The sequence below is a fragment of the Alkalibaculum bacchi genome, assembly GCF_003317055.1.
In the GTDB taxonomy this organism is placed as follows: Bacteria; Bacillota; Clostridia; order Eubacteriales; family Alkalibacteraceae; genus Alkalibaculum; species Alkalibaculum bacchi.
On record NZ_QNRX01000003.1, the window covers coordinates 137,656 to 161,440 of the forward strand.

Genomic DNA, 23,785 nt, shown 5'->3' on the forward strand with positions numbered 1-23,785 from the left:
GTGGAAAGTGGAATGCGGAATGTGGAAAGGCTTACGTCACCGCTGGTGACATTATTTTTTTCTTACCACCTTGTCACCTGACCACCTGTTTTTACTTTAGGGTGGCTATTGTCGCTCCAGTACCACCTTCATTATAATTTCCTATACGGTACTCGTCTACATATTTGTTTCTTTTTAACAAATCGTGAACGGCTTGTCTTAATGCTCCTGTACCTTTTCCGTGAATGATGGTTATTTGAGCTAAATTGGCTAATACTGCATCATCTATAAATTTTTCTACATCTAATATGGCTTCTTCTGTTGTCATACCTCTTAAATCAACGGAAGTCTTTATGGTTCTCGCCTTGCTATTGATGGCTTTCCTGCTATAGCTTTTTTTCTGTGAGGATTCTTCTTCAATATGAACTAAATCAGCAACTTTTACTTTTGTCTTAATGATCCCCACTTCTACTAGAGCAAGTCCATCCTGACCTATACTTAAGATATATCCTTTTTGGTTTAAGGATGCAATTAGTACTCTGTCTCCTGGCTTAAAGGGCTTTTGTGATCTTTTAATTGGCCCTCTTCTTTGAGTAACTTCTTCATGCAATTTATTTTCTTGTTCCTTAAGCTCTCTTTTATACGCCTCTAGTTTTGCAGCACTTTCTTTGTTTACAGCCTTTATTCTATTCATTTCCTTGATGATTTCAAGAGCTTGTTCATTTGCTTCTTCTACTATTTTTAGAGCATCTTCCTTCGCTTTTAATTCAATTTCTCTTTTCTTTTCCTCTAAATTGCTCTTCTCTTCTTCAAGTTGTTTAAGGCTACTCTCCATATCTTCTTTGATCTTTTCAGATTCGTAGTAATTTTGCTCTGTCTCTTTATTTCTCTTTTCAATATCTCGAAGAATATCCTCAAATTGAATATTTTCTTCACTTATATAAGCTTTTGAATTGTCTATAATTTCATCTATCAGTCCCAGTCTTTTACTGATTGCAAAGGCATTACTTTTTCCAGGAACGCCAATAAGAAGTCTATAAGTAGGACTCAGAGTTTCCACATCAAACTCTACGCTGGCATTTTCAACACCATCTTGAGAAATTGCGTATTGCTTTAATTCGCTGTAATGTGTAGTCACTAAAGTGCTTACCTTTCTAGAACGCAAATAGTCTAAAATAGCCATAGCAAGGGCCGCACCTTCAGTAGGATCTGTACCTGCACCTAATTCATCAAGTAAAACCAAAGTATTTTCTTCTACTTCCCTTATTATTTGCACAATATTGGTCATATGGGAAGAGAAGGTACTCAAGCTTTGTTCAATGCTCTGTTCGTCTCCAATATCTGCAAAGATATTTTTAAAGATGCAAATGCTACTTTGAGACTTTACTGGGATAAATAAGCCCGCCTGGACCATAAGACACATTAAACCAACTGTCTTTAAGGCTACAGTCTTTCCTCCTGTATTTGGTCCTGTAACTACTAGAGTATTAAAATTCTCTCCTAAATAAATATTGGATGGAACAACCTTATCTGGTTCGATAAGAGGGTGCCTAGCATTTATTAAATGAAAGGACATATCCTCATTCACAATGGGAAGTACACCATGGATCTCTAGCGCGTATTTTGCCTTAGCAAAGATTACATCTAATTGCAATAGCGTATTATAATTGCTGCTGAGGACAAGGTGATTTAAAGCTACATTTTCTGTAAATGCCCTTAATATTCTCTCTATTTCAGCTGCTTCCTGAAGTTTTAACTTCTTTAAATCATTATTCATCTCCACGACAATCATTGGTTCAATGAAGAGAGTTGCCCCAGTAGAAGACTGATCGTGTATAATACCTGCTACATTACTGCGATACTCTTGTTTTACAGGAAGGACGTATCGCTCTTGCCTAATGGTAATAATCTGATCCTGTAAGTATTTTTGATAGCTTGGCGAAGTAATAATAGCATTTAAACGATCTTTAATATTTTGATTTTTTCGATTGATTGCTCTTCTTATTTGAAAGAGCTCATGACTAGCTCGATCCGATAATTCGTCTTCTGAAATAACTGCTCTAGAGATTTCCTTTTCTAATTCTCTTAAATCCTCAAAAGAAGTAATAAGGTTTCCTAAAATAGGAAATTCTTCTTTATGAGCAATTTCCCCACAGTATTTAAGCACACTTGCTACAACTCTCAAAGTAGCTGCTAAATGGAGTAGGTCCTTTAAGCTTAAAAGAGAGTTAATTTTCGCCTTCTGCAGAATAGTAGAAAGGTCGTGAAATCCATCTAGGGGAATAGAGCCATTGCTCAAAATCATTCGCACGCCTTCATCTGTCTCCTGAAGAAGCATATTAATTCGCTCTTTTGAATTAATAGGGCGAAGTTCTTCTATGATTTCGCCACCTCTGCTAGAGACGGCAAAATGTTTCAGTCTTTGAATTACTTTATCGTATTCAAGGGTTCTTAATGTCTTTTCATTCATTTATTTATTCTACACCTCGTCTAAAATGACCTTTTGTAAAACTAGGATTTGGACTTTTTAGAGACTCTTGTATTCTAGATGAGCCGTCTAATCGATCCCTGTATCCTTCTATAATAGCACGTATTTCTTCCATTGTTTCATTCGTAATATCAATTCGAAACTTATCTACATTTTTTATTTTACCAATTTCCTCATATAAGCTCAACTTTTTGCTATTGAAGATATGGGTTCTATTTTTATAGTCTGTACTCACTGGAAATTCATATCCTAGTTTATCTACTAAAACCCCATCTTTATTTGCATCTTCTAGTAGGCTGTACTGGCTTACCATTAATTCTGTATTACCATGGACAAACATCCCCAAACTCATTGGAGAATGCTCACATATATGATTGATTTCACCTTGATTTAACTCTTGAGCTAAATATGCAGAGGAAAAACCCATGTCCTCCAGTTGGTATAAGGTAAATACATTAAAGGCATTTAATTTGTAATCTGCTTCTAGAGGTAATCTTGTACTTTTCAATAAGGAGAATAACTCGTAATTGGATAGTAAAAAGCCATTTGGTTTTAGATTTTCTAGCTTACTTATATGGATTTTTAACTCCTCAATATAATCCTTCCGAGTAACACTTGGAAAGGCAAGTAAAATATTCTTATTATGGTGTTTACAAAGTGTTACAGCTTCTTCATACTGTTCCATACTTAAAGGAATATCGCCTCCAAAGATGATCTCATCCACCCTAGTCTTTACCAAATGGGGTAAAATGTCAAATCGTGAAGTCTTTAGGACTAGTTTTTGGTCTTTATTTTTATGAACTAGGCGATTTTCTTTTATAGTATCTTTAATAGCTTTTACTTCTACTTTTGGTCGTGATAATTTTACAATCTCTTCTGTCAATAATTGGACTGCTTTTCTTCTTACTTCGTTCACTTCCGATATAGGGAGAATGGTACCACTTTCAAGTTTCACTTTAATTTCTACAAGTTCAAAAGGAGTATTGCCTAATTTTCTAATTTGATCTTCTACTCTTGAAGGATCCAAAGGTTTATTGATCGCCTTTTCGCTTAATTTTTCTCCTCTGCACTCTACTACTATATCGCCATATTTCATTTTCACCTGCAAAGGCTGTGACATTTTAAGCTCAACTTCTGCTTCTATAGGAAGTTTTCTTGGAAACTGCGGACTTAATAATTCTACAGTCTTTAATTCTATAGCGTGATCGGAGGTTTTGTAAATACGGTCTTTTGAGTGGAAGGATCTGCGTAAAGGAATCTGAACCGTGTCCCCTGCCTTTGCTTTTTCTACCTCTTTGCCTTTCATATCGAATATCTTCCCGAGAGTTTCTCCAAATTCTGTACGGTCTCCAAGGATTAATAAGCCATCTCCCTTTGTAAGATGATTCTCTAATTTTACAGTGGCCTTATCTTTTTGTGTAGATACAATTTCACCAACAAAGATTCCTCTTTTTCTCGGATTATCTTTGACAATAAACTCTTCAGATGATAAGTTTTCGCTATCAAAATATCCTGTAGTAAATTTGCGATTAAAAACTTGTTCTATATCTAATCTCTCTTTTTGAGAAAGATTTGCAATATTTCCTTCAAAATAGCTGTCTATTAATTTTCGATAAGCACTTACAACTGTATAGACATACTGAGCACTTTTCTTTCTGCCCTCTATTTTGAAGGAGTCTGCTCCCGTCTCAATAAGGTCTGCTATAATATCTAATGTGTTTAAATCTCTAGGGCTTATAAGATGACCTTTGTCTATTATATGATTATCTACTCTTAGTTCATAAGGTTTTCTACAAGGCTGAGCGCAACTCCCTCGATTTCCACTTCTTCCACCAATCATTGAACTCATAAGGCATTGTCCTGAATAACACACACACATAGCGCCGTGATTAAAAATCTTAATTTCTGCCTTTGTACTATCCACTACTTCCTTTATCTCTGGAGTAGTCATTTCTCGGGCTAGCACTACTCTTTCAAAACCTAAATCTTCTAAGAGCTTTACTCCCTCTAATCCATGGACAAACATCTGGGTGCTACTGTGTATTGGAAAATAAGGCAGAACTCTCTTTAAAAGATAAAACAAGCCTAAATCCTGTACAATTAGAGCATCTGCTCCAGCATGGTATAAAAAATGTACATAATCTAATACATCCTCTAATTCTTTATCCTTTAGAAGAATATTAATGGTGATATATACTTTTACTTGGAAGAGATGACAATAAGTAATGATTTCACTTATTTCTTCTCGACTAAAATTTGTTGCATTTCTTCTAGCGTTAAACTCTTTCCCACCTAAATACACCCCATCTGCTCCTGCAAACACAGCTGCTTTTAAGGCTTCCATATGTCCAACTGGGGCTAGTAATTCTGGTTTTTTCATATTGCTCCTTACCTCGTTTTCTTAAGATGATGAATTATTAGATAGACCATAGCCATCGCTATTATGATTTCTATGTAAAGTAAATAATCCAAAATGCTTTTTACCTTAAGGTCTGACTGGGAATAAATATCCGCTCTACCGATCTCTTTTCCATCAAAGGAGTAGATTATTTGGCCAATAATTTGTTCTAAAGAAATATCATCCCTTAAGATATATGTGTTTTCTGAAGTCTCTTCTAAAAGATTTTTATCGTAGATGATTTGGCTTTTCATATGTTCGCTTTCTTCTTTGCCTAAAAGCAATACCAACTCTTTCTTAACAATTACAGGAACTTGATCTATTGATTTTGCATTATCTAAGAGGAGTTCGCCTATTTTCCCGCCGGCTTCAAGAAGTTTCGTGTACTCATATTGATCTTCTGCATAATCTAGAAGCTCTACTGCCTCACCCCATATTTCTTCATCCGTACTTTTATAGAGGATACCTATAAGCTCCTGATTATCTCTAGAAGACGAAAACACGAGACACTTTCCAGCTTGTCTTGTATTTCCCGTCTTTATACCTTTTACATCTTCTGTATAATAGGGATTTTGTCCTGTTTTTAGCCCCTTAGACACCTGGTCTAATATGGGGTGTAAGAGGTAGTTTGTATTATACCATTTATGTGTAACTAGGGGATTAGCAAGAGAGTAATTTGTGGTTTTAACGATTTCTCTTGCTATATCGTATTTTAATAACTCTTTCGTCATTAAAAGCATATCCTCTAAAGTAGTATAGTGATTATCGCTATGTAAGCCATGAGGGTTTTCAAAATTGGTATGTACAGCTCCTATTTCCTTTGCCTTCTGATTCATCATCTCGATAAAGTACTCAATGGCCTCGTCTTCGCCTTGCATCTTTCCTACTACGTTACCAACACCACGAGCTAAAGTGTATGCTGCATCATTGCCTGATGGGAGCATCAAACCGTAAAGGAGCTCCTTAACAGACAAAATCTCTCCCTCTACTAAATCAGCTTTGCTGCTATCACTTGAAATCCGCTTGATCTCACTACCAACTGTAATTTGGTCTTCTAAATTCATATTTTCTAAAGCTACAATTGCTGTCATGATTTTTGTAGTACTAGCAGGATAAAACCTCTCTTCTTGGTTTTGTGCATAAAGGATCCTACCACTGGTCTCTTCAAAGAGAAGTATTCCCCTCTCCTCAGGAAAAGAAGGCTCTACTGCTAATACGGTATTTCCTGATATTATCATTGCTATTAAGAATAGTAAAATTGCGCTTTTTTTCATTGTAATACCTCACATGTTAGTTCTAAGTTCTATGTTGTAAGTTCTATGTAAAAACAATAGTCGAACCATTGTTTAACAATGGTTTAAGGATGTAAAGTTAAAATGTAAAGTACAAGATTATACACTTCACCTATGGGCGAGTTCCGCTTTCCACATTCAGCCTTCAGCTTAAATAAGAAAGTTGGCCACTTGCAATGCCAACTTTCTTATATTTCTATTCAAATAAATGTACTGTAGTTTCAAAGAGTTCTTTTGCTTCTTGGATTTTCCGGTCGTTTCCAAGTACGCAAAGGTAATTTTCACTCATAGCTTCTTTTACAATCTTTGCAGCGTTTTGGATGTCTTCTATGGTGCAAGATAAAACCTGATCTCTTTCTCTTTGTAAATCTTCTTGTGTTATATTTCTCAAATAATTACCTGTAGCCGTATTTCCCTTCATTGCTGGAGTCATAGGTGTATCTAGATTGCTTATAGTACCTATAATGTACTTATTCATTTCTCTTTGAGACGCTTCAAAAGTCTCAATATACTGTGACATATTGTCGATTGTATTTACAGTTTCCTTTAAATTAGGATCTCGATAGGAACCTACAAACAAGGTACCTGATCTACCTATGCTAAAGAAAGCACCATATGCGCCACCTTGAACTCGGATTTTATTCCACAAATACTCTGTGCTCATAATAGACTTTACAACCTGTAGTGCACCATTGTATTCATATCCTAAATCTAAGACATTATATGCTTTTCCTACATATTGTACCTTACTGGAAGTCATAAGTCCTTCATTAAATTTTCCCATTTCAAAATCGTATTCATTTCTTTTCACTTTTTCATCTTTTAATTGATTATACAAAGACTTAAAGGAATTTGTCACTTCGTCGTAATTCTCTTCATCACAAGCCAAACTAAATATGATGCTATTTTTGTTAAAGAGCAGTTCACTCGTCTCTTTAAGTTTTGCAAAGATTTCATCAGCTTTGTTATCAAAGTCCTCTTCTAAGGTTTTAATGAATTCATAGTAGTCAATCCCATCAATAGACTCTAGAAACTTTGCTGATTTAGCATAATAAGAGTTTACTCTATTGGCTACGATTTTATGACCTGCGCTCATAAAGAGCATTTCTGTTCTAGCCTTAGAACTTTGAATAATTTCTTTTAATCTTTGCTTTTCATCGTATTTACAATGAACAATCATTTGACTCATAATGTGGAAGAGTTTATTAAGATGTTCCTTTAAAGCTCTTCCCCTTACGATAAATTTAGGTTCATATTCTTCGATATTTTTACTATTTGCATAGACATCAATATCAAAATCAATGCCGCCAGTGTAAATTTCGATTTCATTGGTCAATTGCTCAAAAGAGTATTCTTGTGTGCTGACTTCTCCTAAATACCTAGCTAGAAGGGCAACATAGGGAATATACTCTTTTCTCACATTTTTAATATCAAAAAGTAAGCTAGCGTAGACAATTCCATTTGTGTGTATTGGCGTATGAAGCACTTCTACATTTTCAAGCTTCTTTATCTGTAAAGGTAATTCTTCTGTCTTTTTTCCAATATCTTCAATAGGTAAAACTGGAATCTTCTCAATATCCGCAGGATCATCAGATGTATTTTGTCTTATGATTAAATCTTTTGTTTCCTTAATAAGAGATTCTAATTCCTCTTGGCTCAATTGTTCCTTGTATCCTTTTAGATGCTTTTCAATCTCATTGTCCCCTTTATCCACTAATCCTTGTTCTGGTTTTGCGATCAATAAACTACAGTGATTGTTATTTAGAAGGTACTTTTGTATCAAGTTTTCAAAATAATTCTGATCTATGTTTTTCCGTATGAATTCAAAATCATCTTGATACTCTAAATACATAGAGGGATCTGCATCGTAAAGCCAACTATCCATAATATTGATGCCATAGATTAAGCCTTTAGGGTATGATCCAAAATCTGCTTCTTTCATTTTAAATTCTGTAATATTGATTGCCGCTTTAATTTGATCTCTCTCAATACCTTTTTCTACTAAGCTATTTAGAGTCTCATTAATAATTTTCTTAAACTCCTCTTTTTTGCTTTCTTCAGAGTTTTTAATCATAACGCTAATAACAGGTTGTAAAATACCTCCATCGAAAGAACCGATAACATCCTTACCTAATTCCGCCTGAAGTAAGGCCTTCTTTAATGGGGCAGATGGAGAGTTTAATAGGATATGAGCCAAAATCTCCAAGCCTAAATGAGTTTGTGGATCTGTCGAGACACCAGTAACCCAGTTCATCGTGAGGAAAGTCTTCTCTTTTGTAGACTCTGTGTTGGATATAGGATAAGAGTAGACTTTTTCTTTTGGCTCTTTAAAAGGCTGTTGTATTGAAATAGAAGAATCGATTTGTAATTTGTCGTATTTAGACAGATAGTTTTCATGAACAAAGGCCAAATGCTCTAAAATATCTCCATTACCGTAAAAATAAATATAGCTATTAGATGGATGATAATATTTCTTGTGAAAATCGATAAAATCTTCATAAGTCAAATCTACAATAACATCTGGATCTCCTCCAGATTCCAAGCCATATGGCGTATCTGGAAATAAAGTCTCTTGAACTTTTCGATTGACTACTTCCTCTGGATTAGAAAAGGCACCTTTCATCTCATTGTAAACTACGCCTACATAGCGAATATCATCTTCTACATTTTCTAAATGATAATGCCATCCTTCTTGCAGAAAAATTCCTTTTTCATCGTAGATCTTTGGATTAAACACAGCATCTAAATAAACATCCATAAGATTTATAAAGTCCTTATTATTCATACTTGCAATAGGATACATCGTCTTATCTGGGAAAGTCATAGCATTTAGAAAAGTATTTAGGGACCCTTTAATCAATTCTACAAAGGGTTCTTTGACAGGATACTTTTCCGATCCGCATAAAACAGAATGCTCCAAAATATGAGGTAAACCTGTGCTATCTGTTGGTGGAGTACGAAAAGAAACCGAAAAGACTTTATTGTCGTCTTCATTTGAAAGATAGTAAAGTTTTGCCCCTGTCTTTTCATGTTCAAACAAATACCCAGTAGATTCTACCTCTTTAATGGATTTTGATTCTAGTAATTTGAATCCGCTATATACTTCATTGGTTTTTAAATTCATTCAATCACTCCTCTTCTTTTAAGGTGGTAAGCAAAACCGTTAAGCCACCGCTGGCGGCTTAAGTGCTGGTTGCTATTGCGGCCTTTCGACCCTAGCTACTGCTCTAGTCATCCTGAGCATAGCGAAGGATCTTTACAATTTAACTAGTAGCCAATCTTTTAAAAATTGTTAGTTAATTAATACTCACTGTTCATTCTTCATTGCGACGTAAGTCGCGTATTTGCTGACTACCTGACCACCTTAATGCTGACCACCTGTTTTTATCTTTTCCAATCGTTCCTTAATCTTCTTCTCGTACCCGTTTTCTGTCGGTTCGTAATACTTTATATTTACCATTTCTTTGGGTAAATAATCTTGTTTTGTGTAATTGCCCTCGTAACTGTGAGGGTATTTGTAGCCTATTCCGTGACCTAATTCCTTGGCTCCTTTGTAATGGGCATCTTTTAGGTGGGATGGTACTTCTCCTAGTGGGTGCTTTCGAATATTTTCTATGGCCTTATCAATAGCCATGTACGAAGCATTGCTCTTTGGAGCACTTGCTAAGTAGGTCACTGCTTGAGCTAAATTAATTCTTGCTTCTGGCAAGCCAATAATCTCTACTGCTTTAAAGGCTGCAACTGCCACCACAAGGGCTTGTGGATCTGCATTGCCAATGTCTTCAGATGCAGAGATGATTAATCTTCTAGCAATAAATTTGGGATCTTCGCCTCCTTCAATCATCTTCGCCATCCAGTAAATAGCAGCATCTGGATCTGAGCCTCTTATACTCTTAATAAAAGCAGATATCGTGTCAAAATGATTATCGCCTTTTTTATCATAGTATACCGCTTTTCTTTGAATACATTCTTCAATAATTTCTTCCGTGATATGGATTCTTCCGTTTTCGTCAACTGGTGTAGTCAATGCAGCAAGTTCTAAAGCATTTAATGCACTTCTTGCGTCACCCTCACTTAATAAAGCTAAACTTTCTAATGTTTCTTCACGTATCAATATGGGAATATTACCCAGACCACGTCTTTTGTCTTCAATTGCCTTTAATAGAATATGAATAAGGCTCTCTTTTGATAACTTTTTTAATTGAAAGACTCTAGACCTTGAAATAAGAGGAGAATTCACTTCAAAATAGGGGTTTTCTGTAGTAGCCCCAACGAGGATCACAATCCCCTCTTCTACTGCTGGCAACAGTGCATCTTGCTGTGATTTATTAAATCGATGGATTTCATCGATAAAGAGAATGGTCCGCTTGCCATACAAACCTAAATTCTCCCTAGCCTTATCTATGACTTCACGAATATCCTTAATTCCTGATGTTACTGCATTGATTTGAACAAAAATAGATTGAGTCTTGTTGGCAATGATCTTAGCTAATGTAGTCTTGCCCGTTCCAGGAGGTCCATATAAAATGAGAGAGCTAATTTTATCTGCTTGAATAGACCTGTAGAGGAGCTTTCCCTTTCCCACTAAATGTTCCTGTCCAAAAAAATCCTCTAAAGACACCGGCCTCATTCTCACGGATAAAGGAGCTTCCTTCTTTAAAGTATTCTCCATATTCTGTTGAAAAAAACTCTGTTGCACACTAATCTCCCCTTTCTATGCTGCCATTTTGAGTTCTGGTTGCATATTATAGCTAAGAATCAATAGATGTTCACGTTGGTCGGTTGGACGGGAAAACCCATAAAGCAGAAAATAGGAATTTTTGGTTCTGTACTTTCTTCAAAACGCCTCTCTCTAAGTTTTTCCTGACCACCTTACCACCTGACCACCTGACCACCTTACAAATCAGCTAGCTGCCTACCCAACCACCTTAAGAATCGTTCCTAACGTATAATCAATATCTCCTACAGCAATCGGATAATGTGTTACAAATCGGATTCGATTCACTCCTGCAGTTGCGCAGAGGATTCCTTCTTTTCTTAGATCTTCTACTAATTGATTGGTGTCTATTTTGGGGTTGATTACATCGCACATGACGATATTGGTTTGGAGCGTCTTAAGATCCACTTTTAAGCCATTTATCTCAGACAAACCTTCCCCTAAGGCTTTCGCTGTAATGTGATCTTCTTCTAATCGATGTATCATTTCCTCTAATGACACAATTCCTGCAGCAGCGATAATACCTGCTTGTCTCATGCCACCGCCAAACATCTTACGGACTTTTCTTGCTTTTTCAATAAACTCTCTATCTCCTACTAATATAGAACCTATAGGAGCACCTAATCCTTTAGACAAGCAAAACATAATAGAATCTGCATACTCAGCAATGTTTTTAACATCCGTTTTTAGATAGGTAGCTGCATTAAAAATCCTAGCGCCATCTAAGTGAATGGGAATTTGATTCTCCTGTGCAATTTCGTAAACAGTTTTCATATTTTCTATTGGTACTGCCATTCCACCATGTTGATTGTGAGTGTTTTCTAGGCAGATTAGTCCCGTCTCTGCATAGTGAATATCCTCTTCTCGTATAGCTTCTCTTAAAGTGTCTGGATTTATTGCACCAAGATCACTGCTTATTGGATGAGCTTGCACTCCACAAATAGATGCTAGGGCTCCCACTTCATAATTGTATATATGACTTTTATTTTCTACAATCACCTCATGACCAGCAATTGTATGAGTCTTTACGGCTATTTGATTTCCCATCGTGCCACTTGGTACAAATAAGGCAGCTTCTTTACCTAGTCTTTTAGCGGCTATTTCTTCTAGAGCACTTACTGTAGGATCTTCACGGTATACATCATCACCTACTAAAGCACCAGCCATAACTTCCCTCATCTTCTCTGTGGGCATAGTCACCGTATCGCTACGAAAATCGATTATGTTCATATGATCAGCTCCTTTCTAAGGTAGTAAGGTAGTAAGGCAGTAAGCAAAATCACAATGCAAAAGTGGTAGCTAAACGCTTGTAACCGCCCTTTTTTCCTCATCACTTAGTCCAAAATATTTGTACAATTCATCATCTATCCTGTCCATAACTTCCCTTACTTTTTCTTTTTCGCCTACTTCAGTATAATATTTAATATTATCATAATACTCTTTAAATTTGTCTTTTATCTTGATATTTGAGTTAGGAATTTTTAATCTCATTACCGTATTAGGATAATAATCATACAATTTCCCACCTAGTTTTTTTCCAAAGGTTTTAAAATAAAACTCATAAAGACTGCTATTTAATAAGCAAACCAGGTACTTGTAGCTCATATTTTCCGTAAAGAGATTGTGCTTTAAAACCAAGGCGTAAATATCTGCGCTGAAAAAAAGATGATTTTGATCATATGCAAAGCGATTATAGGATGCTTTATAAGGAAAGACAATTTTAGGACGAGTGAAGTTATCTGGATTTCTTCCCCATTGCAACATATACCACTTTCTGATACCGCTCTTACATTCTCGTCGATTGCTCAAAACTTCTTTAAATGGATTTAAGTATTCTTCTGCTTTAGAATACTTCCTTATGTCTTTTATATAATCCGTATACAAGAGATATTTTTTGCTGTCAGTAATCTCATACTTTTGAATGTTTTTATTTTTAATCCAAGGAACCAGTAGTTCTTTATCAAACAACTCTTTATCTCCATCATCTAAGACAAAAGCCTTGTCACAGCCTGTAATAATCCCTTGAAAACTATCACAGATTTCCTCTAAAGCTATTGTTGTTTTATCATTTATTTTCTTCAAAATATCGTGCGCTATCTTCTCGGCGAGAATCCAGCCATCTTCTCGCAGATTACTTTGAGGCATAAAAAATCCCTTGTAACTATCAGACTGAAAGATTTCACTATAGTCTTTTACTTTTAAATCTTCTTTTAATTTATATACCTCCATGGAGTTTTTCTCACTTATACGCTTTGACAAATGAATAATTACTAAATCTACCTTTGCTCCTTTTATGAGCCGATTTCCATTAAAGTCTACGATTTTATTAATTCTAGTATTACTAGATATATATTTTCGTAGGCCCTTCCCACTTGGAGACTCTATAAAGTAACGTGAGCTAATATAGATAAGCTGTCCTTCCTCTTTTAAAAGGGAGACACCTAGTGGAAAAAAACAATAGGATAAATCTCCTTTATCGTAAAAAACATCTCCATATTGTTTTTTTAAAATAGAGGATATATTCTTGTCGATCATTTTATGACCAATATAAGGAGGATTACCGATGATATAATCAAAGGATGATTGTAAGGACTGATCTATTTGATCTAATAAGGCATCTTGACAAAAAAAATTGTGAATTGGCGTAAAGATGGGATTCTTTAGATGTAAAATCAGTTTTGAAATCAATACTGCCATAGGGTCTTTGTCCATGCCAAATAATTGATTGGTCAAAATAAATTGATGTAGTTTAAGTCTACACTCTGCAGAATTGGAGTTTACTGTAGAAAGAATTTCATCATACCAAGCCGACAAAAAGAAACCACTGCCACAAGCAGGGTCTAATACTTTATGTTTTGTACTAAAATCTACGTGTAAAATATCAATCATATGTTTTACAATCGAAGGGGGGGTATAGAACATTCCCTTCTTTTTTTTTGATATTTCACTAGATATATGTTCATATACAAAACCTATTATATTGCTGTTAATCCCTTTAAAAGTGTGACCACCTTTAATATAGTCTAGTAGTATGGGATAGTATCTTTCATTTAAGAATCGCTCTTCCTCTTTAAAAGAATGAATCTCTTCTTTTGCCCATTGAGAAATTATTCTATCTATAGTAAAAGGCCCTCTTAGAATCTCTTTCACCTCATAGATATACTCATTGTCATAAAGGTACTTTAAAAAGACCGCTTTAATAATAAAGAGATTATTATCCTCATCTGATAAAGTACTATTATATAATATCTCTACATCTTGAAAAAACTTTTTCACCTTAAGCTCCTCGTTTTCTTATGTATATAGATTTTATGATAGCTTTGATGGGTGGAAAAATCAAGTTATTACATTACCACCTACTAACAACACAAAAAAAAGACAAGACACACACAAGGTGACTCCTCTTTCTTACGTACTACATAAGCAGGAAATTTAAAAAATCAAAGATTTCATCTTCAACGGAAGCCATTCGATCTGCTCCTGTTTCTGTTAATGATGGGTTTTCTTTTAACATTTGTTCTTTTGTGAGATAGTATTTGCTGTCTAAGGTTCTATTTTTAGGATCTATTGTGTAATCCTTCTTATAAAACACATCCCCTACTACTTCTCCTATATTGCTCGTATACACACCGTATTCATGAACAGCTTTTGTTACTGCATTAAATTTCTCTAAATCTACTTCTGCACCGCTTAGTGGTCTTTTATCGAAATCAAAGATATACTTTCCTCCAGGGGCTAGAGTGTCTATTAACTCTTTTGCTAAATCTACACACTCTTCTTTTGTATGGTTCTTAAAATATGTTACTGGATACAAACCTGATATGATGTGTTTCTTTCCTACCTTCTCCTTAATCCGTTTAGGTGTACCGTATTCAAAGAGCAAAACTGTATTCGTTGGAAGATCATTTAGATAATCTAAATATCTATCCCAATTGTCTTCACAAAAGATTTTACAGTGGATGCCCATAGCTGCATATTCTTCTAACAGTCTTTTAAAAGAAGGCCACCAGTGATTAGCAAAATCAACTTCTCTCATGAAAGTAGGCATATGTAAAGGCATAAATACATGACCATAATCTGAAATCGTCTTAGGCATTCCCTTTTTAAGTACAATAGGATATAAGGCTTCAATCGCTGCCTGTAATTGTTTAGGCCTTCTTCGAATATCTACTGCAATTCCTCTAAACCCTCGGAGAGTATCTGCTAAAAAGTCATACGGAGCTTCTGTAAAGCCGCTTGAGCCTGTAGGTACTATAGAGCAATAACCGTATTTTTCAGCTATTCGACTTTCAATTGCTCCTGTGATAGCTTTATCCTGCTGATATCCTTTAAAAGCTTTTGTAAATTTTTTCATCATCTCTATAGGATTGTTTAAATCTAAACCTGTATATAATCTAGGAATAACGATCTCGTAAATGCATTCTAAAGGATTGGAAATTAGATAATCAAAATCTTCTGGTTTCATTCCCGACACATCAGGATGTTGAAAGACTCCACTTGTTCCCATAACAAAAGATTTAGATTGTAATGTTTGATAATAGGATGGGAACCTAAGAGAAGTACCTCCTGGTACTACATCTGTGTACATTCTTTCTGAAACATATTGTACAGCTGGTTCAATGAGTTCAGGATTCCACTGTGCTTCTAAAAGATTTAAACCTGCCAACTCTGCAATCGTCTCAAAAGGCAAAGTTATATTTACAGGTACTCTATTTGGAATTTTACTTTCATAAATATTTTTAAAATTTTGATTTCTCTCTTGTTGAATTTTTTTTATGTCACTCATTTACTTGCACACCCTTATTAATCTTATTCATATTGTTAAGTCTATGCTATACCAAAGATAACTTAACTGTAATTTTATATATCAATTATAAAATGTTACATAGATTCAATATTTATTATTATAAAAACATCTTATTTTATTTTTCAAATTAAGTCAAGTAAAACGATAGAGATAATACAACATAAGATAAAGTGTAAAGTTTAAGGTATAAAATTGATAGTAGAATATAAGAATGCACTTTAGCAATCAGGCACCAGTATTTTAGGGTTAGACTTTGCAGGTCAAAGACCTTCGATAACTGGATCAGTAGCAAGGGTAAAAAAAGGACATTTCTATCGTAAAAAAAGAGTAGATCTCTTATTATGATATGCTTCCCTTATGGTAGACCGTTTAAATAATAAAAACTGTTTATCATAAGGAGGAGTATATCAATTTATAAGATCCTACTCTTTTTTGTGTTATAAGTAAGAAAACTTATATCTCTAAGATATATTTACCCATCTGATGGTTGTTCTGTTGTCTCATTAGGATCTGTTAAGTTATTTCTAAATACTCCATTCTCATACGTTATATTTTCCAAATCTTTTTCCTCAAGTGTCACTAGTTTCTCCCCATGAAGCGCATTGTATGCCTCAGTTTTACTATCACCAAGTGTGTCGACTCCTTTACCATCTTCAGCTAAATACAATGCTACAGCACCATTTAAAGTTCTTACATTTGCTTCTGTAGCAGTGTATTTTGCATCTTCTATAGCCCCTACAACTCTTGGCACTGCAATTACAGCCAATAAACCTAAAATCGCAATAACCACAATCAATTCCACCAATGTAAAACCACTTTCACTTTTCTTTAATATCTTTTGCATACTCAACACCATTATTCCCTCCTTTATTTATTTTTTATCGTAGTGTTGTATTTCTCTAACCAACTAACTTATCCTATAATATTATACAAATCGAATACAGGTAAGATCATTGATATGACTATAAATCCTACTATCCCCCCTAAAAAAACGATAATCAAGGGTTCGATCATAGTAGTGAGCTGCTGTATAGAGTTTTCTACTTCGTCTTCATAAAAGGTGGAGATTTTCTTTAATACATAGTCTAAAGAGCCTGAGCGCTCGCCTATATCAATCATTTGATATACTAAAGGTGGAAAAACTCTTGTGGATTCTATTGTCTTTCCTAGACCATAGCCTTCACGTACGCCTATCTTTACTTTTTCTAGGCTAGCTTTAATATACTCATTTCCTACAACCTTCTGAACAATCTCTATAGCATCTAAAATATCCACACCACTTGAAAGAAGGACGGATATTGTACTGGCAAATCGCTCCATAAAGACTTTATTATTTAGTTCTCCAAATAAAGGCATTTTTATTTTGAGTTTATCGACTATGAAGCGCCCTTTTGGCGTATCTATATATTTCTTTAAGCTGAAAATCGTTGTACTTATAATAAACAAATATATATACCAAAAATTCTTTAAACTGTTGCTAATCCATAAGATCATTTTAGTTGGAAATGGCAATTCAGAACCAAAGGAATCGAATATACCTACAAAGGTGGGCATTACAAAGGTTAAAAGAAGTCCTACCACCAATACTGCTACAATTGAAACGATAACAGGATATGTAAAAGCGCTCTTTATTTTTTGATTTAATTTGTGCTGCTTCTCAAAATGATCTGCCATATCCTCCATTACACGATCTAAATTGCTGCTTGCTTCTCCACTTTCTACCATACTGATTAATAAATTAGGAAAAACAGAAGTCTCCTTACTCATAGCCTCAGAAAGGGAATTGCCTTTTAAAATATCATCACAAATATCACTTATAACTTGAGACAGCTTTTTATGTACTGTTTGCTTGCTTAAAAGGCTTAAACCTTCAACTACAGTAATGCCCGATTTAAGAGTAGTGGCAAACTGCCTACAAAATATAGCCAAATCCCTTACTTTTACTCTTCTATTGATATCTAAGTTTACATTTATATTCCAAGATTTTTTTTGTATTTCTACACTTAGAGGATAATATGATCTTTCTCGCATGTATTTAAGAACTTCTTCCCGGCTTTGGGCCTCAAAATGTCCCTTAATAGTTCTACCTGTTTTATCTTTAGCCTTATATTGATATACAGCCATGAACCTCTCCTCAATTATTTTTTCTTAACTTTCTAACTCATCGCTGCATATATACCCCATTATTACAAATAATAACATATAATTACATTATTTACCATAACATAACCTTTATTAATCGGTAGTTGAACAATTGTTACTTACTTAGTCAAAAAACGAAATGTTCAGTACTTCATCAATCGTTGTAATTCCTTGTAATACTAGTTCTTTTGCGTTTTGGATTAAAGGTACCATGCCGCTTTTTTTCCCTTGATCTATTAGTTGATCATAGCTAAATCCTTTCGAAATCGCTTCTCTCATTTTTTTGTCAATCTTGACTACTTCGTGAACTCCTCGCCTACCTCTATAGCCAGTATTATTACAAATATTACATCCAACTGGGTAGTGCAATAGGAGTTCTCCTTCAGGCATATTTAGTAGTTGTTGTTCTTCGCTTGTAGCTTTGCGGATTGTCTTACATCTGCTACAGAGAACTCTCACTAATCTTTGAGAAATAATCCCTAAAATAGAAGAAGAGACAAGATAAGGCTCTACTCCCATATCCACTAATCGAGTAATAGTAGACACGGCATCATTAGTGTGTATGGTACTTAATACTAAGTGACCAGTAATAGAAGCTCTTATGGCTATTTTAGCTGTTTCTGAATCTCTTATTTCGCCAATCATAATAATATCAGGGTCTTGTCTAAGTATGGAGCGCAATCCTTCTACAAAAGTTAGACCTGTCTTCATATTTACTTGAACTTGATTAATGCCGTTTATTTTTAGTTCTACTGGGTCTTCTACAGTAATAATATTATCTTCATATGAATTTAACTCTCTTAATATCGTGTATAAAGTAGTACTCTTGCCGCTACCAGTAGGGCCTGTCACTAAGATAATCCCATGAGGTGCTTTCATAAAATCTTTGACCATTGAAAGTTCATGATTTGTAAAATGTAATGCATTAAAATCTAGATTGAATTGTCCTTTATCTAATATGCGGATTACGACTTTTTCTCCGTATATAGTGGGAAGAATAGAAATACGAAAATCAATATCTCTATTGTCTATATGCATAACCAATGCTCCATCTTGAGGGAGACGTCTTTCGGCTATATTTAAATCACTGAGGATTTTTATTCTGCTTACCACTGCATTATGAGTGTTAATATTCAGATCATCTATGAGCTTTTGTAAAACTCCATCTACCCTCATTCGAACGTAAACAGAATGTTCAAAGGGCTCAATATGGATATCGCTGGCCTTAGATCGAACCCCTTTTTCAATGATATTATTTACAATTCGAACGATAGGGGCATTATTTATAGAAGATTCGTCTTCAATCTCCTCTTGCACCCTATCACCTACACTTTGACTTTTATTAAACTCCTCGACTGCCTTTTGGGCATCAGAAGAATTATAAAATTTTTCTATATAACTGATGATTTCACTCTTCGTAGCTATATATGGTACTATTCTCTTTTGGGTTACTAGCTTAAGATCTTCTATTGCAATTAAATTTAGAGGCTCATTCATTGCTACAATAAGATTGCTTTTTTCATCGTATTTAAGGGGTAAAGCAATATGTTTTTTAGCTAATACGTAGGGAATTGAACTTACAGCCTCGGAGTCAATCGTTATATTCATAAAATTTACCCGGGGGACACCTAACTGTAATGATACTATATTAATGAGGTCTTCCTCGTCTACAAACGCCTCCTCCAGAAGAACTTCTTCAAGTTTTTTTGCAGTCTTAGCTTGTACAGAAAGAGCTTTAGATAATTGATTTTCATCTATCACTCCACTATTCAACAACAAGTCTCCCATTTGTTTCTCATTTTTCATCTTATCACCTGGTATAATGTTACATTTTTTCACTATTATACCATATACTGTAATAAAGTTCCACTATGTAGCTGTTTATAGTCGTAAATTGTAAATAAAACCTGTGCCACCGGAGGTGGCTTTTTGCTTTTGCTGACCACCTTACCACCTGACCACCTGACCACCTGACCACCTACTTTTATTCAAAACTTTGTTTCGAAAATTCTTGAGCTAATTTCTGAACTGCTTTTTTCTCAATTCTCGATACATAAGAGCGGGATATGCCCATTTCATCTGCTATTTCCTTTTGAGTTCGTCTATCATGATTATCTAAACCGTACCTAAGTATGATAATTTCTTTTTCTCGTATATTTAATATTCTATTCATGATTTCCTCTAGTTTTTTTGCTTGAATTGCTAATAATACATTATCGTATACCGTGTCTCCTTCAGTACCTAAAATATCCATTAAGGATATTTTATTTCCTTCTTTATCCGTTCCAATTGGGTCATATAGGGAAACATCGTTCCTTGTTTTTTGCTCTGATCTTATGTACATTAATATTTCATTATCGATACATTTTGAAGCATAAGTTGCAAGTCTTGTTCCCTTATCTGGATTGAAGGTTGATATGGCTTTGATTAAACCAATTGTACCTATTGATATTAAGTCTTCTATTTCAATATTAGAAAAAGTATATTTTTTCACAATATGAGCTACTAGTCGCATATTGTGTTCTATAAGTATATTTTTTGCTTCATAATCCTCTTTGTGTTTGTATAAATCAAGATATTTTGCCTCGTCTTCCTTACTTAAAGGATTGGGAAAAGAATTACCGCTGACATAGCCTAGTAGGAAAAAAATATTTTTAAGTAAAACGATTATTCCCATAAATGATCCAAACAAGAAAAGCACCCCCATGTGTTCCATTTCTTAATATATATGCAAGAGGATGCTCTTTTGTGCTTTGTTTGTATATTTAGGGACAGGTGCATAATACAGCGTCCAGCAATCAGCAACCAGTACTTGAGCCACCAATGGTGGCTTAATGCTTCGGCTCTATGAATTGGAAGATGGGTGTAAATTTAGGATTGATCGCAAACCTTTTCGGTCACCTTAGTAGCCTGGATGCTGGTAGCTATCTTTTAATCGTACAAATTCAGTATCTTATTTGCTATGCTATCAAAAATTGGTAATGCTGTAGTGGCGGAGCTGCCACCTTCTTCTACAAAAATTGTCATAGCATACTTAGGATTATCTGCTGGAAAATAGCCTGTAAACCAACCGTGGGCTTCTCTTTCTTCAATGTGCTGAGCAGTACCACTTTTACCTGCTAATCCTCCCCGCTCTTCGAGAGTATTGTTCTTTCCAGTACCAGTTTTGCCTACTTCTCTAAGGAGAATTTTTAGCGTATCGTTAACTTCTTTAGAGAAAATCTGCTTTTCTACTTTTTTCATCTCTTTTTGCTGTCCTAATGGACTCACTTCTTTTAAAGCGATTGTAGGTTCAATTAACACCCCATCATTTCCAATGGTTTGTACAATTTTTGTCATCATCAGTGGTGATGCCATAACTGTTCCTTGTCCTAGGGACATATTAAACACATCCATGGGTACAGATATCTTTGAAGGAATAATAGGAGCTGAATAAGAGTAACTCAGAGGAAAGTCTTTAGTCTTCTCGACATTTTCATCTTGAAAGCCAAATTGTTTTGCCAATTCCAGTACATCATTATAAAGTAAAGTATCATTTTCACTAGATTGATTTAACAACATACCAGTTTCATAGGCTGCAATATTACAGGACTCTGCAAAGGCCTCCACTGTATTGATTTTGCCGTGACCCTCTGATTTGTTACAGTTTTTTATTTTCCCATCGACTTCAATAGTTCCCTTGCATTCAAAAGTCGTATCTAAATCGACTATGCCTTTTTCAAGAGCTTGTGCAAATACCAGTATTTTAAAAACTGATCCTGGTTGATAGTTGAGAACAGCTTTATTTGTTAAATCTCCTACAGAGGCCATAGATAAGACTTCGCCAGTATGCACATCGCTGACTACGGCTGCAATCCCTTCATATTTTTCTTTATTGTAGGTAAGATCCAGCTCATCTTCTACAATTTTTTGTATATGATAATTTAAGGTGGTAACAAGATCCGTCCCTTCGTTCACATGATCTCCATATACTTGTACGGATATTGGGGCGTATCCCTCATTTCGTCCATCTCTATAAGAAGAAATCTTTATTGGGCTGCCTCCATTGAGTGTAGAATCGTATAAAGCCTGTAAACCAGACTCTCCTTTTATCCCTTCAGCTGTCGTATCCTTAGGATTATAAGAGACTTTTCCAACTACATCTTCCCCCACATCGGCTACGTATTCTTTTATAGGAACTTCTCCTTCTTTTTTATTTACCTTTGGACTCAATACGATCCCATTTCGATCCATTATGCGGCCTCTAGGATAAAACAACGTACTACTTCTCTCTATTTGATTAGAGATGGAAGAGGTCACATTGTTGCTGTCATCTAGTAGCAAATAAGCAGTCCGAGCCCCCACAATAGTAAAAGCTAATAAGAAAATAAAGGCAAAGGCAACGATTCGATCTCGACGCATAAAAAAACTCCCTTTGTTTGATACTATTATTTTGTACCAAATAAAGGGAGAATATGCATTTTAAGTTCTAAGTTCTATGTTTTAAGTTCTATGTGAAACCCTTGCCACAACTGGTGGCTTTTTTGTTAGAGCCAATGCTTTAGGGTTTAATATCCTTCGCTACGCTCAAGGATGACAAAAGCAGGAGCTCGGATCATTATCTCGCCCGAAGGTGAGTGTGGTTTTTCCGCTTTCCGCTTTCGGCTTTCCGCTTTTTAAGATTTTGCTGATCACCTTACCACCTGACCACCTGACCACCTGACCACCTGCTTTTCAAACTTTCTTTCTCAACAAATCCATGGCTGCTACTGGTTGAGTCATCTTCATTTTAAAAATCATCTTTGGATGCGGAGTGGATTCTAGGGGTTCATTTTTTTCGTCATATAGTTCTGTGACGAATTGAGTTTTAAAATCTTCTTTTGGTGTCATGATTTCGATATGATCCCCTATTTCGATCTTGTTTCTTTGTTCTATAGTAGCTATTTGGCTTTTTTCGTCGTAGTCTAATACTATACCTACAAAGTCATAATTTCTTACATAGGTGCTAGAATCGTAATTTTGATCTTTATTCGTTGGTTTATTTTGAGAAAAACCACTTGTATACTCCCTATGGCTGATTTTTCTTAGCTCCTCAAAACTCTCTGGATCAAATGTATAATTTTCAGGATCACTCAAATAGCGATCAATTTCTTTTCTGTAAACATTCGTTACACTAGAAACGTAAAACACGCTTTTCATTCGCCCTTCAATTTTAAAGCTGTCTATTCCTGCATCGATTAATGCTGGAATTTGGTCTATTAAACAGAGATCTTTTGAATTAAACACATAAGTTCCTCTTTCATCTTCGTAAACGGGAAAGTGTTCGTTTTCTCTCGTCTTCTCCACTAGAGAATAGTTCCATCTGCAAGGTTGAGCACAATCTCCCTTATTAGCATCTCGATTTGCCATGTAATTGCTAAGAAGGCATCTGCCTGAGTAAGAGATGCACATTGCCCCATGAATGAATGTTTCAATTTCTAGAGTATCTGGGGTATTACGCACAATTTCTTTTACTTCCTTTAGGCTCACCTCTCTTGCTAAAACGATTCTCTTTACGCCCATGTCATGCCAAAATTTAGCACTATAGTAATTGGTTGTATTGGCTTGGGTGCTCATAGAGATTTTAAGATTTGGTGCTGTCTCTCTTATTAATCCTATGATTCCTGGGTCAGCTACGATGACTTCATCTACTTTTAATTCTTCTAGGTATTTAATATACTCTTTCATACCTTCAAAGTCTTCATTGTGAGCGATAATATTCATAGTAACGTAGATTTTTTTGCCCCGATTATGGACGTATTCTACAGCTTCCTTTAATTCTTTTGGGCTAAAATTACCTGCCTTAGCACGAAGTCCAAAACGACTTCCAGCACAATATACAGCATCAGCGCCGTAATGTAATGCATATTTTAATTTTTCCATATTTCCAGCTGGCGCAAGCAGCTCTGGTTTTTTCATAAATAATACTCTCCTTTTTTTGAAC

Annotated in this window: 14 protein-coding genes; all 14 read right to left on the bottom strand. The window is 35.2% G+C overall.

Annotation, left to right across the window (positions count from 1 at the left end):
- Positions 1 to 91: 91 nt before the first annotated feature.
- Positions 92 to 2,449: an endonuclease MutS2 gene (locus DES36_RS03310; RefSeq protein ID WP_113919802.1), complete on the bottom strand. Its 2,358-nt coding sequence runs from the start codon at positions 2,447 to 2,449 to the stop codon at positions 92 to 94.
- A gap of 4 nt (positions 2,450 to 2,453) precedes the next feature.
- Positions 2,454 to 4,847 carry a U32 family peptidase gene (locus DES36_RS03315; protein WP_113919803.1) on the bottom strand — a complete coding sequence of 798 codons (2,394 nt, stop codon included), beginning with the start codon at positions 4,845 to 4,847 and terminating at the stop codon, positions 2,454 to 2,456.
- 8 nt (positions 4,848 to 4,855) lie between these two features.
- Entirely contained in the window at positions 4,856 to 6,139 is a 1,284-nt protein-coding gene (locus tag DES36_RS03320) for a D-alanyl-D-alanine carboxypeptidase family protein (RefSeq protein WP_113919804.1), read from the bottom strand.
- Between the two features lie 214 nt (positions 6,140 to 6,353).
- A complete protein-coding gene (locus DES36_RS03325; RefSeq protein ID WP_113919805.1) occupies positions 6,354 to 9,281 on the bottom strand; it encodes an insulinase family protein in 2,928 nt (975 codons plus the stop codon).
- A 240-nt stretch (positions 9,282 to 9,521) separates the two neighbouring features.
- Complete coding sequence (locus DES36_RS03330; protein WP_341457119.1) at positions 9,522 to 10,856, bottom strand: replication-associated recombination protein A; 1,335 nt, start codon at positions 10,854 to 10,856, stop codon at positions 9,522 to 9,524.
- 216 nt (positions 10,857 to 11,072) lie between these two features.
- Positions 11,073 to 12,104 (bottom strand): low-specificity L-threonine aldolase, encoded by a 1,032-nt coding sequence (ltaE, locus tag DES36_RS03335; RefSeq protein ID WP_113919806.1) that lies wholly within the window; start codon positions 12,102 to 12,104, stop codon positions 11,073 to 11,075.
- A gap of 69 nt (positions 12,105 to 12,173) precedes the next feature.
- Positions 12,174 to 14,150: an Eco57I restriction-modification methylase domain-containing protein gene (locus DES36_RS03340; protein ID WP_113919807.1), complete on the bottom strand. Its 1,977-nt coding sequence runs from the start codon at positions 14,148 to 14,150 to the stop codon at positions 12,174 to 12,176.
- Between the two features lie 139 nt (positions 14,151 to 14,289).
- The gene (locus DES36_RS03345; RefSeq protein ID WP_113919808.1) at positions 14,290 to 15,660 is read right to left on the bottom strand and encodes a uroporphyrinogen decarboxylase/cobalamine-independent methonine synthase family protein; all 1,371 of its coding nucleotides are present in this window, start codon (positions 15,658 to 15,660) and stop codon (positions 14,290 to 14,292) included.
- Between the two features lie 493 nt (positions 15,661 to 16,153).
- The gene (locus tag DES36_RS03350) at positions 16,154 to 16,537 is read right to left on the bottom strand and encodes a type II secretion system protein (RefSeq protein ID WP_242981685.1); all 384 of its coding nucleotides are present in this window, start codon (positions 16,535 to 16,537) and stop codon (positions 16,154 to 16,156) included.
- Positions 16,538 to 16,593: 56 nt separating this feature from the next.
- Positions 16,594 to 17,805 carry a type II secretion system F family protein gene (locus tag DES36_RS03355; RefSeq protein ID WP_113919809.1) on the bottom strand — a complete coding sequence of 404 codons (1,212 nt, stop codon included), beginning with the start codon at positions 17,803 to 17,805 and terminating at the stop codon, positions 16,594 to 16,596.
- 141 nt (positions 17,806 to 17,946) lie between these two features.
- Positions 17,947 to 19,629 (bottom strand): GspE/PulE family protein, encoded by a 1,683-nt coding sequence (locus tag DES36_RS03360; RefSeq protein ID WP_113919810.1) that lies wholly within the window; start codon positions 19,627 to 19,629, stop codon positions 17,947 to 17,949.
- 178 nt (positions 19,630 to 19,807) lie between these two features.
- Complete coding sequence (sigK, locus tag DES36_RS03365) at positions 19,808 to 20,530, bottom strand: RNA polymerase sporulation sigma factor SigK (protein ID WP_207657425.1); 723 nt, start codon at positions 20,528 to 20,530, stop codon at positions 19,808 to 19,810.
- A gap of 224 nt (positions 20,531 to 20,754) precedes the next feature.
- Complete coding sequence (locus DES36_RS03370; RefSeq protein WP_113919811.1) at positions 20,755 to 22,224, bottom strand: peptidoglycan D,D-transpeptidase FtsI family protein; 1,470 nt, start codon at positions 22,222 to 22,224, stop codon at positions 20,755 to 20,757.
- Between the two features lie 312 nt (positions 22,225 to 22,536).
- Entirely contained in the window at positions 22,537 to 23,760 is a 1,224-nt protein-coding gene (locus DES36_RS03375) for a peptidase U32 family protein (protein WP_113919812.1), read from the bottom strand.
- Positions 23,761 to 23,785: the final 25 nt, after the last annotated feature.

Coding starts and splice junctions, on each gene's coding strand:
- DES36_RS03360 (WP_113919810.1), bottom strand. CDS start 19,629: ATGAAAAATGAGAAACAAATGGGAGACTTGTTGTTGAATAGTGGAGTG.
- sigK (WP_207657425.1), bottom strand. CDS start 20,530: ATGGGGGTGCTTTTCTTGTTTGGATCATTTATGGGAATAATCGTTTTA.
- DES36_RS03370 (WP_113919811.1), bottom strand. CDS start 22,224: ATGCGTCGAGATCGAATCGTTGCCTTTGCCTTTATTTTCTTATTAGCT.
- DES36_RS03355 (WP_113919809.1), bottom strand. CDS start 17,805: ATGGCTGTATATCAATATAAGGCTAAAGATAAAACAGGTAGAACTATT.
- ltaE (WP_113919806.1), bottom strand. CDS start 12,104: ATGAACATAATCGATTTTCGTAGCGATACGGTGACTATGCCCACAGAG.
- DES36_RS03315 (WP_113919803.1), bottom strand. CDS start 4,847: ATGAAAAAACCAGAATTACTAGCCCCAGTTGGACATATGGAAGCCTTA.
- DES36_RS03375 (WP_113919812.1), bottom strand. CDS start 23,760: ATGAAAAAACCAGAGCTGCTTGCGCCAGCTGGAAATATGGAAAAATTA.
- DES36_RS03310 (WP_113919802.1), bottom strand. CDS start 2,449: ATGAATGAAAAGACATTAAGAACCCTTGAATACGATAAAGTAATTCAA.
- DES36_RS03320 (WP_113919804.1), bottom strand. CDS start 6,139: ATGAAAAAAAGCGCAATTTTACTATTCTTAATAGCAATGATAATATCA.
- DES36_RS03325 (WP_113919805.1), bottom strand. CDS start 9,281: ATGAATTTAAAAACCAATGAAGTATATAGCGGATTCAAATTACTAGAA.
- DES36_RS03345 (WP_113919808.1), bottom strand. CDS start 15,660: ATGAGTGACATAAAAAAAATTCAACAAGAGAGAAATCAAAATTTTAAA.
- DES36_RS03350 (WP_242981685.1), bottom strand. CDS start 16,537: ATGGTGTTGAGTATGCAAAAGATATTAAAGAAAAGTGAAAGTGGTTTT.